We start from the raw sequence: 14,222 nt of genomic DNA on the forward strand, positions 1-14,222 counted from the left end.
AATTAATTATCTGTTATATGAATCATATCAAATTTATTTTTTTTTTATATCTCATTTAATAAAAATTTATTATTTATAAGGAATATAAATGCAAAGAGTAGTGATTACAGGATTTGGTATAATTTCTAGTATTGGAAATAATAAAAAAGAAGTTTTAACTTCTTTATACAATGGTTATTCTGGAATTACATTCTCAGAAGAAATGAAAGAATTAGGTATGCGTAGTCAAGTATGGGGAAATATTAAATTAAAATATAAAAATTTAATAAGTAAAAAAATATCTCGTTTTATGACTGATGGTGCTATTTATGCTTTACTATCAATGCAACAAGCGATTAAAGACGCTAATTTAGAAGATAAATATTATCAAAAAAATTCTCGTGTTGGATTAATTATTGGTTCTGGAGCAGGTTCACGTAAGGATTACTTTAAAAATATAAAAATTATAAATAATCATTTTAGTTTCCGTTCTTTAAGTCCGTATACTGCTATTAAATCTATGACATCTAGTATTGCTGCAAATTTATCAACTATATTTAAAATTTATGGAGTTAATTATTCTATTAATTCTGCTTGTGCAACTTCTAGTCATTGTATTGGAAATGCTTTTGAATTAATTAAATTAGGCAAACAAGATTTAATTTTTGCCGGTGGAAGTGAAGAAGTAAGTTGTGAGTTAGCCGCAGAATTTGATGCAATGAAAGCTCTTTCTTCAAATTTTAATCAAACTCCTACTAAAGCATCTCGTGTATATGATTTAAACCGAGATGGATTTATAATATCAGGTGGTGGAGGTGTTGTAGTAATTGAAAGTTTACAGTCTGCAGTTGCTCGTTCTGCTCGTATTTACGCTGAAATTATTGGATATGCTGCGACGTCTGATGGTGATAATATAGTAATACCTTCTGGAGTAGGTGCTTTAAGATGTATGAATTTAGCAAAAGGTAAACAAAAATTGTCTATTGATTATTTAAATGTTCATGGAACATCAACTAAAATTGGTGATTTAGTTGAATTAAAAGCCATTTCAAAATCTTTTATAAGTCAAAAAAAACCAATGATTTCAGCAACAAAATCTATAACAGGGCATTCTTTAGGCGCATCCGGAGTACACGAAATTATTTATACTTTATTAATGCTACAATATAATTTTATAGCTCCTTCAATTAATATTGAAATGTTAGAACCTTATGCACAAAATATGAACATTATTCAAAAAACTATTTCTAAAAAAATTACAACTGCAATGTCTAATAGCTTTGGGTTCGGAGGAACTAACGTTTCATTAATATTGAAAAAATACTAATTTTTAAAAAAATATTATTTAAATTATATATGAAATGTATGTATTATTTATGAAAATATATTTTATTAATTTTATTAATAAGGATTATATATGAATCAGTTGGAATTACTAAAAAAATTTACAATAATTGTCGCAGATACAAGTGAAATAAATTCTATTTGTAAATATAAACCTCAAGATGCAACTACAAATCCATCTTTAATATTGAAAGCAGTAGAGCTAAAAGAAAATAGAAAGTTTCTCAATAAAGCAGTAGAATATGCTAAAAAAAATGGTGGATCTAAAAAAAATCAATTAACAAATGCAAGTGATAAAATTTTAGTGGATCTTGGTATAGAAATTTTAAAATATATACCAGGTTATATTTCGAGTGAAGTAGATGCACGTTTATCTTTTAATACAGAAGAATGTATTTTAAAAGCAAAAAAAATAATTCAAATGTATGAAGAGCAAGGTATTTCAAGAAAAAGAGTCTTAATTAAATTAGCAGCTACATGGGAATGTATTAAAGCAGCAGAAGAATTAAAAAAAGATAATATTTTTTGTAATTTAACTCTTTTATTTTCTTTTGCTCAAGCACGTGCTTGCGCAGAATCAAATGTTTTTTTAATATCCCCCTTCGTTGGTCGTATTTATGATTGGTATGTATCTAAAAATTTAATATCAACTTTTTCTTATAATGAAGATCCAGGTGTTACTTCTGTCTGTAAAATATACAATTTTTACAAAAAACATAATTATAAAACTATTATTATGGGTGCTAGTTTTAGAAATATTCAACAAATTTTGTTACTTTCCGGATGTGATCGATTAACTATTTCGCCTGTATTATTAAAAGAACTTGAATTAAATAATACAGTTTTTAATAGAAAATTAATCCCACCTACTATTTTTTTAGAACCACCTCGTCCTCTTACTGAAGATGAATTTAGATGGGAGCATAATCAAGACGAAATGGCTGTTCAAAAATTATCGGAAGGTATACGAAATTTTGGAAAAGACCAACTGCTTTTAGAACAAATTATTTCAAAATTAATATAAATATTTAGTAAAGTATAATCTTTAAAATAAAATATTCAGGAAAATTTATGTGTTCAGAAAAAGAATTATCAAATGCAGTTCGTATGTTAAGTATAGATGCAGTTCAAAATGCTAAATCAGGTCATCCCGGCATGCCTATGGGAATGGCAGATATTGCAGAAGTATTATGGAGGAATTTTTTAAAACATAGTCCAACAAATCCTAATTGGCATAATAGAGATCGATTTATATTATCTAATGGTCATGGTTCAATGTTGCTTTATAGTTTATTACATCTTACTGGATATAATTTATCAATCGAAGAAATTAAAAAGTTTAGAACATTTAATTCTAAAACCCCAGGACATCCAGAAATAAAAGAAACACCAGGTGTTGAAACTACAACCGGTCCACTAGGTCAAGGTTTAGCTAATGCTGTTGGAATGGCTATTGCAGAAAAGACATTGGGCGCTTATTTCAATAGGTTAAATTACGATATAGTAAATCATTATACTTGGGTTTTTGTAGGAGATGGATGTTTAATGGAAGGAATCTCTCATGAGGTTTGTTCTTTAGCTGGAACTTTGAAATTAGGAAAATTAATTGTTTTTTATGATAGTAATGGTATTTCAATTGATGGTAAAATATCCAATTGGTTTACAGATGATACAGTAATGCGTTTTAATGCTTATAATTGGCATGTTATTGATAAAGTTAATGGTCATGATTCTAAATCTATTATGAATAGCATTCAAAAAGCAATTTTAGTAAAAGATAAGCCTTCTCTCATTATTTGTAATACTATTATTGGTTTTGGTTCTCCAAATAAATCAGGTACATCAGAATCTCATGGAGCTCCTCTTGGAGAATCTGAAATAGATTTAACAAGGAAATATTTAAAATGGAAATATTCACCTTTTGAAATTCCTCAGAAAATTTATAAAAAATGGAATTTTGTTAAACAAGGGCTGAAACTAGAACAAGAATGGAATAAAAAATTTTCTTTATATAAATCAAAATATCCTGAACTTGCAGACGAATATTTAAGACGATTGAAAAAAGATTTGCCTCCAATATGGTATAAAAAAACTAGTGATTATATTATTAAATTACAAAAACATCCTAAAAATATTGCAAGTCGGAAAGCTTCTCAAAATATTTTAGAAAAATTTGTAAAATTATTACCTGAGTTAATTGGTGGATCAGCAGATTTATCTCCTAGTAATTTAACTACTTGTTCTTTTTCTAGTTCTATTGTAGAAAATATTTCTGGTAATTATATTCATTATGGTGTTCGTGAATTTGGAATGACTGCTATTGCTAACGGTATTTCACAACATGGTGGTTTTATTCCATATACTTCAACATTTTTGATGTTTGTTGAATATGCTCGAAATGCTGTTCGAATGGCTGCTTTGATGAATACTAAACATATTTTTGTATACACTCATGATTCCATTGGACTAGGTGAAGACGGTCCTACACATCAACCTGTAGAACAATTAGCAAACTTAAGAATGACTCCGAATATAGATGTTTGGAGACCTTGTGATCAAGTTGAAACTGCTATAGCATGGAAATTTGCAATTGAAAAAAAAGAAGGTCCAACCGCATTGATTTTATCTCGTCAAAATTTATCTCAGCTTCATAGAAATAACGACCAATTGAATGCCATTTCATATGGAGCATATATATTGTATGATTCTAAACAACCTATTGATGTTATTTTTATATCCACTGGTTCAGAAGTTGAAATTACTTTGCTAGCTGCAAAAGAAATTTTTTCTTTAGGTTATTCTGTACGTGTAGTTTCAATGCCTTCTAATAATGTTTTTGATCAACAAAATAAAACATATAAAGAATTTGTATTACCTTCTAATGTTACTAAAAGAATTGCAATAGAAGCAAGTGCAAAAGATTTTTGGTATAAATATGTAGGAATAAATGGATTAATTATTGGTATGGAAACATTTGGAAAATCAGCTCCAGCCGATGTTTTATTTGAAGAATTTGGTTTTACTGTAAAAAATATAGTAAATAAATCAAAAAATTTTTTAAAACATTAATTTTTAACTATTATAAATAGTTAGCAGGGGCTATTTAGCTAGCCCCATCTAAAAACAATTTTAAAATATTTAAAGTTATAAAAATTATTTTAAAGAGAAGAATATGATTTGTTCAGTAACTGAATTAGCAAAAAAATTAATTCGGATTCCATCTATTAGTCCAAAGGATTTAGGATGTCAAGATATTATGATAGACTTTTTGTCTAATCTAGGTTTTAAAATAAAAAAGATTAATGTTAATGATACAAAAAATTTTTGGGCTACTAGAGGTGTAGGTAAAACTTTAACATTTGCAGGTCATACAGATGTAGTACCCCCGGGCGAATATGAAGATTGGAATAATAATCCATTTGATCCGATAGTACAAAATGGGTTTTTATTTGGTAGAGGTGCATCAGATATGAAAGGTGCATTATCAGCTATGTTAATAGCAGCAAAAAGATTTATAAAAAAACATCCTTATTATAATGGTAGATTATCTTTTTTAATAACTTCAGACGAGGAGTCTTCTGCTATTAATGGTACTACAAAAGTAGTGGATTATTTAATTGATAAGAAAGATCCAATTGACTATTGTATCATAGGAGAACCCACTAGTTATGTTAAAGTTGGTGATTGTATAAAAAATGGACGAAGAGGATCTTTGACAGCTGATTTAAAGATTTTTGGTGTTCAAGGACATATTGCGTATCCGCATTTAGCAGATAATCCAATTCATAAAGGTTTACCTATTATTTTAAAGTTATTATCAATGTCATTAGACTCTGGTAATCGTTTTTTTGCTCCTACCAGTATAAATATTGCGAATATTCATGCAGGAAATGGAAGTAATAATATGATTCCGGGAACTTTATTTGTACAATTTAACTTTAGATTCAGTAATGAAATATCTGAAAATGAAATACAATTAAAATTTATAGAAATACTTAAAAAAAATAACATTGATTATTCTATAAAATGGCATTTATCGGGATTACCATTTATTACAAAAACAGGATTATTAACAAAAACTGTCATTAAATCTATTGTAAATTTTACTAAAGAAAAACCTATTTTATCTACAGATGGTGGAACTTCTGATGGACGTTTTATTTCTAAACTTGACGCGCAAATAATAGAATTAGGATTAACTAATAAAACTATTCATAAAATTAATGAATATGTTAAAATATCTGATTTACAAATATTAACTTTAATTTATGAAAGTATTATGGAAAAATTGCTTATTTAAATGATAACAATTCATAGATTATTTAAGTTCACATGATGCAGAATATCTACAAAGATAATCTGCACCTATATTTTTTTATATAAATAATAATTTTTATATTTTTAAATTTCGTTAATTTATACAGGAGGAAATATATCAATTTTTTCTTTTTTTAAATCTTCTTCTGTATAAGGTATCTTATATTCTAAATCTTCGTCAGGAAGTTTTATTCCGTTAGGTGTAATTATTTTTTTAAAATTATTTTTATCATTTTCATCAAAAAAAAAGTTATGATTTTTTTGAAAAATATTTAAATTACAAGAGGTTATTATAAGTATAATAAAAATGTGTAAAATGATTATTTTATATTGAAAAAAGAATTTTTTTTGCTTAAAATTTAGCATGTTGAAAGGCTTTTTCAAGTTGAATCTGTCCATTATATGAAATTGGAGTCATAGGTAATCGAAGTGTGTCGTTTTTTATTAAACCCATTTTTTTAGCAAGCCATTTAATTGGAATTGGGTTTGGTTCTATAAATAACGCTTCGTGTAATAAAGACAAACGTTTGTTTATAGATCTTGCTTTGGAAAAATCACCCCTTAGTGCATATGAACACATTTCAGTCATTTCTTTAGCAGCAATATTTGCCGTAACTGATATTACTCCCTGACCACCTAACTGTATAAAATCTAATGCTGTAGCATCATCGCCACTAATTAGTAAGAAATCATTTTTTACTATGCTTTTAATTTGATTAATTCTCGATAAATTCCCAGTTGCTTCTTTTATTCCGATAATATTGTTTAATTTAGATAGTCGAGCAATAGTTTTTGGAAGTAAATCACATCCTGTACGACTAGGAACATTATATAAAATTTGTGGTAATTCTGTACTTTCTGAGATAGCTTTAAAATGTTGATATAATCCCTCTTGAGTAGGTTTATTATAATATGGGGTTACAGTAAGACAAGCTGCAATTCCAGAATTTTCAAATCTTTTTGTTAATGATATAGCTTCAGTTGTTGCATTTGCACCTGTTCCTGCAATAATAGGAATTTTTTTATCTGCCATTTCTAACGTTAACATAACAACTTCAATATGTTCTTCTTGACTTAAAGTTGCTGACTCTCCAGTTGTTCCAATAGAAACGATAGCTGTTGTTTTATTTAATATATGATAGTTGATTAAATTTTTTAAACTAGATCGACAAATTTTACCTGATTTATTCATTGGTGTAATCAAAGCTACAATACTTCCCGTAAACATTATTTTTATTTCCCTTCATAAAAAAAATTTTATGGTATATTTTTGAAAAATTTAAAATCAATTCAAATATATTATATAGTTAATTAAATAAATTTAATTTATTAATACAATATTTATATTTATTATTTAATAATATTATTAATGATATACTTTAAAAAATTATTTTTAAATATTTAAGTAATACTTATTTAACATTAAAATTTTCAAAAATATATTTTAGTTGTAACATTTTTATATTTTATTTTTTATACCACTAAACGTATTTTTAGTATGGATAAATTATTTTAAATATTATGTATTAGTTTATTTTTTATCACATTGTGCTCTATATCTTAATAAATGATCCATTATTACAATTGCAACCATTGCTTCAGTTATTGGTATCGCTCTAATTCCTACGCATGGATCATGTCGACCTTTTACAATTATTTCTGTTGTTTCATTATTTATATTAACTGTTTGTCCGGGTATTCGTATACTTGAAGTAGGTTTAAATGCTGCTTTTAATATAATATTTTCACCATTGCTAATGCCTCCTAAAATTCCACCACAATGGTTACTTTTAAAACCTTCTGGAGTGATTTCATCTCGATTTTGACTTCCGTTCTGACTAACTACTAAAAAACCATCTCCAATCTCTACACCTTTAACAGCATTAATACTCATTAATGCATGCGCTAAGTCTGCATCTAATCTATCGAAAACTGGTTCTCCGAGTCCTATAGGAACATTTTCAGAGATAATTGTTATTTCAGCACCAACTGAATCTCCTGATTTTTTTAATTGTTTAATTAATTTTTTTATATCTTCAACTTTTTTTGAATTAGCACAGAAAAAGGGATTATTATTTACTTCTTCCCATGATTCAAATGAGCATTGAATATGGCCTATTGCTGATAAATATGCTCTAATTATTATTCCATATTTATGTTTAAGATATTTTTTTGCAATAGCTCCTGCTGCAACTCGCATAGCAGTTTCACGTGCCGAAGCTCTTCCTCCTCCTCGATAATCTCTAATACCATATTTTTTTTCATAAGTATAATCTGCATGCCCTGGTCTGAATAAATCTTTTATTTCTTTATAATCCTGAGATCTATGATCAGTATTATTAATAATTAAACCAATACTAGTTCCTGTAGTTATACCATGAAAAACTCCAGAAAGTATTTGAACTTTATCTAATTCATTTCTTTGTGTCGTATATCTGGAAGTACCTGGTCTTCTTCTATTTAAATCATTTTGTAAATCACTAGAAGATAGTTTCAATCCTGGTGGCACACCATCTATTATACATCCCAATGCTATTCCATGTGATTCACCGAAAGTTGTAACGCAAAAAATTTTACCAATTGTATTACCAGCCATTATTTTGTCTTCTTTTTATTTGATTTATATTTACATAGTTAATATTTAATAATATAAACTATACAGAAAAAATAAAAAAATAATTTTTTTATTAAATAAATTAATGATAAGTTTTTTATTTGTTGTTTTTGTAAAAACTAAATTATATAATCAAAAAAATATTTATTAAAACAATAATTTTAAACAATATGAATTTATTTAAGCTTTGGTAATAAATAATTATGAATAAAAATCGAGCATGTATTAATGATAGTAATTTTTCTTTTCGTCAATATTTAAATGGTACACGTGAAATAGTTCAAGATACCATATTTCATTCAAGAATAAATAAGGTAATAAATCAAAATACAATATCAAAAAAAAATCTTATTGAACAAGAAGCTCATAGTTATTATTTTTCTTGTTTTCCAAATGAAACAAATGTTTTTAAAGAAAACCCAGTTTCTTATATACGTAGTAAAAATTCAAATAATATTTTGCAAGGATTAAAAAAAGGTAAATATTTACCTGATATTTCTCTTGATTTACATGGCTTAACACAATATCAAGCACAAAAAAAATTAGGTCAATTAATTACTATATGTCAAAAAGAAAAACTTTTTTGTGCACATATTATTCATGGATATGGAAAAAATATTTTAAAACAGCAAATACCTTTTTGGTTATCTCAACATCCTGATGTAGTTGCTTTTCATCAAGCTCCTAAAATTTTTGGAAACGATGCTGCTATTATAGTTATTATTGAAGTTTACAGTTAGGAATTAAATAATTTCAAAATATTTTTTTTAAATATATTTTAATAAAAAATATTTAAAAATTAATTTTAAAACAAAATACTGTATTAAATAGTACATATTTTAAAAATTTTTAAAATATTTTTACTTTTTAGAAATTTATCAAAAAATTAATATTTATATAAAATAAAAATAATTCTTTTTAAAACCCTTATTTTTTTGGGTTTTTTTGTTTTATAGAAATTAGTATTTTATAAATTTAATTCTACATATAAAATAACGCAGGATTTTTAAGATGTTAAATAATAATCGTTTACGTATCGCTATGCAAAAAACTGGCCGTTTAAGTAGTGAATCTATAAAATTATTAATGCTATGTGGAATTAAAATTAATTTAAAACAACAGAAATTAATAGCTTTTGCTGAAAATATGCCCATTGATGTCATGTTAGTACGTGATGATGATATTCCAGGTTTGGTAATGGATAAAGTGGTTGATTTAGGTATAGTAGGAGAAAATGTTTTAGAAGAAGAATTATTGAATCGAAAATCACGAAATTTAGATAGTTCATATATTACTTTAAGACGTCTCGACTTTGGTATCTGTAGGTTGTCTCTTGCAATTCCTATTAATACTTCATACATTGATATAGAATCTATAAAAGATTTCAGAATAGCTACTTCATATCCTTATCTATTAAAAAAGTATTTAGATAAAAAGAAGATTAATTTTAAATCTTGTATGTTAAATGGTTCTGTAGAAGTGGCACCTAGAGCAGGACTAGCTGATGCTATTTGTGATTTAGTTTCAACAGGAGCTACATTGGAAGCTAATGGATTACGTGAAGTAAAAGTTATATTTCGTTCACATGCATGCCTTATTTGTAAAACAGGAAATATTAATATTTCAAAAAAAGAAGTAATTAATAAATTGATGACTCGTATTAAGGGAGTAATTAAAGCAAGAGAATCAAAATATATTATGTTACATGCTCCTGTTGATAAGCTCGATCAAGTAATATCTCTACTACGTGGTGCAGAAAGACCTACCATTTTAAATTTAGCTGGAGATAAGAACAGAGTAGCCATGCATATGGTGAGTAGTGAAACATTATTCTGGGAAACAATGGAAAAACTAAAATTATTAGGAGCTAGTTCAATTTTAGTTTTACCTATAGAAAAAATGATGGAATAAATTTTTATGAAATATTTTAATAATATTGTTAATTGGAATCAACTGAATTCTAATGAACAAAAAAAAATTTTATCAAGACCTGTTTGTTTAGAAAATAATACAATTAAAAAAAAAGTAAAAGATATAATTAAAGATGTACAAGTTTTAGGAGATGAAGCTCTAAAAAAATATACTAATTTATTTGATAATTATCGATTAAATACATTTCAATTATCTGAAAAATATATATCATCCTCTTTGCTAGGAATTAATCCAATATTACAAAAAGCTATTGCAATAGCAAAAAAAAATATCACGTCTTTTCATGAAGCGCAAATTTTACCTGAAACAGATATTGAAACACAATCTGGTATACGATGTCAGCAAATATATTTACCTTTGAATTCTGTTGGAATATATATTCCAAATGGAATAGCACCTTTATTATCTACTGTGTTAATGTTAGGAATACCTGCTAAAATTGCTGGTTGTAAAGAAATAATATTATGTTCACCGCCTCCAATTAGCCAGGAAATCACTTATGCTGCACATATTTGTGGAATTAATAAAATATTTCAAGTAGGTGGTGCGCAAGCTATTGCTGCGCTTGCTTTTGGTACTGATAGTATTCCAAAAGTAGATAAAATTTTTGGACCTGGTAATGCTTATGTTACAGAAGCAAAATTACAAGTTAGTTCTATTTTAAATGGACCAGAAATAGATATGTTAGCAGGTCCTTCTGAACTATTAATTATTGCAGATGAAGTTTCTAATCCAGATTTTATTGCAGCAGATTTATTATCTCAAGCGGAACATGGTATATCTTCTCAAGTAATATTATTAACCTCCTGTAGTCAATTAGCTAAAAAAGTAGTTTTATCTATTAATAAACAATTAAAAAATTTGTCTAGATCATCTCAAATATATATCGCATTAAAAAATAGTTCGATTATTTTAACTAAAAGTTTGTTTCAATCTATTGATATATGTAATACATATGCACCAGAACATTTAATTATTCATACAGAAAATGCAAGATCATTACTTAATCATATATTAAATGCTAGTTCAATTTTTTTAGGACCTTGGTCCCCTGAATCAGCAGGTGATTATGCTTCTGGAACAAATCATGTTTTACCAACATATGGTAAATCGCTTTCAAGTTCTGCTTTAGGTTTATCTGATTTTAAAAAACGTATATTAGTACAAGAATTAACAGCTAAAGGATTTATGGATTTATCACATACGCTTGAAACTTTATCTCAAGCAGAAAAATTAGAGGCACATAATAATGCTGTTAAAATTAGAATAAATTTTTTGAAGGATAAATATGAAAGATAGTATAATAAATTTAGTTAGATCAAATATAAAAAATTTAGAGCCTTATCAATCAGCAAGACGTATTGGAGGAAATGGTGATATATGGTTGAATGCGAATGAATCTCCAATATCTAGTGTATTTATAACAAATATTACATCGTTTAATCGATATCCCGAATGTCAGCCTCAAGATTTAATTATGTCTTATGCTAATTATGTTGGTTTATCAAAAGACGAAATTTTAGTAACTAGAGGTGCTGATGAAGGAATAGAATTATTAATTAAAGCTTTCTGTGATCCTGCTAAAGATTCAATTATTTGTTGTCCTCCGACTTATGATATGTATTCTGTAAGCGCAAGAATTGCAAATGTTCAAATAAAAGAAATTCCGACATTTAAAAATACCTGGGGAATAGATTTAAAAAATATTCAAGATAATCTAAATCAAGTTAAATTAATATATATATGTAATCCCAATAATCCTACTGGTAATCTTATTTCAAAACAAGATATCATAAATTTATTAAAAATAACTTCAAAGTCTGCTTTAATAGTAATAGATGAAGCATATATAGAATTTTCCCCTAAAGATAGTATGGTTAGTTTTTTAAAAAAATTTTCAAATTTAATTATTTTACGAACTTTATCTAAAGCATTTTCATTAGCAGGTATTAGATGTGGTTTTACTTTAGCAAATAAGAATATTATTAATATTTTAAATAGAGTAATTAGCCCATATCCTATTTCTACAATTGTTGCTGATATTGCAACTCAATCTTTGAATAAAATTTCAATAAAAAATATGAAAGATCGTGTTTTAACACTCAATTTAAATCGTAATTGGTTAGTGGGTAAATTAAAAAAGATTTCTTTAGTAGAAAAAATTTTTGATAGTCATGCTAATTATATTTTAGTTAAATTCCATATGTCTGAAAAAATTTTTCAGCATTTATGGAAGAAAGGTATAATTTTAAGAAATCAAAATCATAAAATTAAAGATTGTTTGAGAATATCGGTTGGTTCTCATTTAGAATGCTCACATTTAATTAAAGAAATTAAGATTTTATCTTATGCATAAGATTTAAAATATAAGGTTTTAAAAATGAAAGAAAAAATATTATTTATTGATCGTGATGGCACTTTAATTGATGAACCTAAAGATAATTTCCAAGTTGATACAATTAATAAAATTATATTTAAAAAACATGTGATCTCGTCATTATGTAAATTAATGAAACTTGGGTATAAATTTGTTATGATTACCAATCAAGATGGATTAGGCAGCCCATCATTCCCATTAGAAAAATTTAATATACCTCATTTTTTCCTTTTAAGTATTTTAAAATCAGAAGGAATAATATTTAAAGATATTTTTATTTGTCCACATTTTGAATATGAAAATTGTGAATGTAGAAAACCTAAAATTAAATTATTAAAACCATGGTTAAATAAAATTGAGACAAAAATGAGTTATGTTATTGGTGATCGAATAACAGATATGGATTTAGCAAAAAATATAAATTTGCAGGGTATACAATATAAAGAGAATGAATTTACTTGGAAAAATATTGTTAAAGAAATTACAAAGAAAAATCGTTTTGGAGAAGTTTTTAGAAAAACAAAAGAAACTTGTATACATGTTAAAGTATGGTTGGATTTAGAACATTCTAGTAATATTAAAACAGGAATAAATTTTTTTGATCACATGTTAGAACAGTTATCAATACATAGTGGTATTTCAATTTATATAAAAGCTAAAGGAGATTTAGAAGTTGATGATCATCATACTGTAGAAGATACAGGTATTGCTTTGGGAGAAGCATTATTAAAAACATTAAAAAATAAAAATGGAATATCTAGATTTGGTTTTGTTTTACCTATGGACGAAAGTGTATCAAAATGTATAATTGATGTATCAAATCGTCCATATTTAAATTTTCAAGGTTCATTTCGATATCAGATGGTTGGGGATTTAAGTACCGATATGGTAGAACATTTTTTTTATTCTCTTTGTCAATCTATGAAAGTTACTTTACATTTATCTTTTAAAGGTAGTAATGATCATCACTCTGTTGAGAGTTTATTCAAATCTTTTGGAAAGGCATTACGTCAAGCAATAAAAATAGAAGGAGAAACATTACCAACATCAAAAGGAATATTATAATGAAAATAGTTATATTAAATACTGAATGTGCTAATTTAACTTCAATTAGAATAGCTATTGAAAGATTAGGATATACTCCTAAAATTACTTGTGATCCTGATTTTTTATTAACATGTAATAAACTTATAATACCAGGTGTAGGTACCGCTGCATCAGCTATGAATGTTTTACATCAAAAAAATATTGTTAATATTGTGAAAAATATAAAACAACCTGTATTAGGTATTTGTCTTGGAATGCAAATTTTTTGCAAGTTTAGTGAAGAATGTAATGGAATAAATACAATTGGTATTTTGAATAATTGTTCTACGATTTTTTTAAAAAGTTCACATTTGTCTTTACCACATATTGGCTGGAATTGTATTTCTTTCAATACATCACATCCATTGTTTAAAAATATCAAAACAAATTCTCGATTTTATTTTGTTCATAGTTATATTGTACCAATTAATGAATATACTCTAGCAGAAACTAATTATGGAGTTTCTTTTAGTTCTGTTATTCAAAAAGATAATTTCTTCGGAGTTCAATTTCATCCAGAAAAATCAGGTGATATAGGTTCTCAATTACTAAAAAATTTTTTAGAGATATAAT

13 protein-coding genes are annotated in these 14,222 nt (G+C 26.3%); 10 read left to right on the forward strand and 3 right to left on the reverse strand.

Translation table 11 applies throughout. From position 1 onward, the window contains the following. The first annotated feature begins 88 nt into the window (after positions 1 to 88). From D9V64_RS00460 to dapE, 4 genes are all read left to right on the forward strand, one after another. Complete coding sequence (locus D9V64_RS00460) at positions 89 to 1,306, forward strand: beta-ketoacyl synthase N-terminal-like domain-containing protein (RefSeq protein ID WP_158366281.1); 1,218 nt, start codon at positions 89 to 91, stop codon at positions 1,304 to 1,306. A gap of 90 nt (positions 1,307 to 1,396) precedes the next feature. Next, entirely contained in the window at positions 1,397 to 2,347 is a 951-nt protein-coding gene (tal, locus tag D9V64_RS00465) for a transaldolase (protein WP_158366282.1), read from the forward strand. Positions 2,348 to 2,394: 47 nt separating this feature from the next. Beyond that, complete coding sequence (tkt, locus tag D9V64_RS00470; RefSeq protein ID WP_158366283.1) at positions 2,395 to 4,392, forward strand: transketolase; 1,998 nt, start codon at positions 2,395 to 2,397, stop codon at positions 4,390 to 4,392. A gap of 103 nt (positions 4,393 to 4,495) precedes the next feature. Further along, on the forward strand, positions 4,496 to 5,623 hold the full coding sequence (gene dapE, locus D9V64_RS00475; RefSeq protein ID WP_158366284.1) for a succinyl-diaminopimelate desuccinylase: 1,128 nt from the start codon (positions 4,496 to 4,498) through the stop codon (positions 5,621 to 5,623). Between the two features lie 116 nt (positions 5,624 to 5,739). Here the strand turns inward: dapE and D9V64_RS00480 are convergent, their stop codons facing one another. The 3 genes from D9V64_RS00480 to aroC form a co-directional block, all read right to left on the reverse strand. After that, positions 5,740 to 6,006, reverse strand: a complete 267-nt coding sequence (locus D9V64_RS00480; RefSeq protein ID WP_187308566.1) for a hypothetical protein — start codon at positions 6,004 to 6,006, stop codon at positions 5,740 to 5,742. Next, positions 5,993 to 6,868: a 4-hydroxy-tetrahydrodipicolinate synthase gene (dapA, locus tag D9V64_RS00485; protein ID WP_158366286.1), complete on the reverse strand. Its 876-nt coding sequence runs from the start codon at positions 6,866 to 6,868 to the stop codon at positions 5,993 to 5,995. The genes D9V64_RS00480 and dapA overlap by 14 nt, the downstream gene beginning before the upstream one ends. A gap of 303 nt (positions 6,869 to 7,171) precedes the next feature. Continuing rightward, positions 7,172 to 8,236: a chorismate synthase gene (gene aroC, locus D9V64_RS00490; RefSeq protein ID WP_158366287.1), complete on the reverse strand. Its 1,065-nt coding sequence runs from the start codon at positions 8,234 to 8,236 to the stop codon at positions 7,172 to 7,174. Positions 8,237 to 8,457: 221 nt separating this feature from the next. On the opposite strand from aroC, the gene smrB reads away from it, so the two are divergent. The 6 genes from smrB to hisH all read left to right on the forward strand — a co-directional run bounded on the left by smrB (position 8,458) and on the right by hisH (position 14,221). Beyond that, positions 8,458 to 8,994 (forward strand): endonuclease SmrB, encoded by a 537-nt coding sequence (gene smrB, locus D9V64_RS00495; RefSeq protein ID WP_158366288.1) that lies wholly within the window; start codon positions 8,458 to 8,460, stop codon positions 8,992 to 8,994. Between the two features lie 271 nt (positions 8,995 to 9,265). Then, complete coding sequence (gene hisG, locus D9V64_RS00500; protein WP_158366289.1) at positions 9,266 to 10,165, forward strand: ATP phosphoribosyltransferase; 900 nt, start codon at positions 9,266 to 9,268, stop codon at positions 10,163 to 10,165. 6 nt (positions 10,166 to 10,171) lie between these two features. Continuing rightward, the gene (hisD, locus tag D9V64_RS00505; RefSeq protein ID WP_158366290.1) at positions 10,172 to 11,485 is read left to right on the forward strand and encodes a histidinol dehydrogenase; all 1,314 of its coding nucleotides are present in this window, start codon (positions 10,172 to 10,174) and stop codon (positions 11,483 to 11,485) included. After that, positions 11,475 to 12,542 (forward strand): histidinol-phosphate transaminase, encoded by a 1,068-nt coding sequence (gene hisC / locus D9V64_RS00510; RefSeq protein ID WP_158366291.1) that lies wholly within the window; start codon positions 11,475 to 11,477, stop codon positions 12,540 to 12,542. The genes hisD and hisC overlap by 11 nt, the downstream gene beginning before the upstream one ends. Positions 12,543 to 12,566: 24 nt before the next feature. Then, complete coding sequence (gene hisB / locus D9V64_RS00515) at positions 12,567 to 13,628, forward strand: bifunctional histidinol-phosphatase/imidazoleglycerol-phosphate dehydratase HisB (RefSeq protein ID WP_158366292.1); 1,062 nt, start codon at positions 12,567 to 12,569, stop codon at positions 13,626 to 13,628. Continuing rightward, complete coding sequence (gene hisH / locus D9V64_RS00520; RefSeq protein WP_158366293.1) at positions 13,628 to 14,221, forward strand: imidazole glycerol phosphate synthase subunit HisH; 594 nt, start codon at positions 13,628 to 13,630, stop codon at positions 14,219 to 14,221. The genes hisB and hisH overlap by 1 nt, the downstream gene beginning before the upstream one ends. The last annotated feature ends 1 nt before the right edge of the window (position 14,222 follow it).

The sequence above is a fragment of the Buchnera aphidicola (Aphis nerii) genome (assembly GCF_005083105.1).
Lineage (GTDB): Bacteria > Pseudomonadota > Gammaproteobacteria > Enterobacterales > Enterobacteriaceae > Buchnera > Buchnera aphidicola_AS.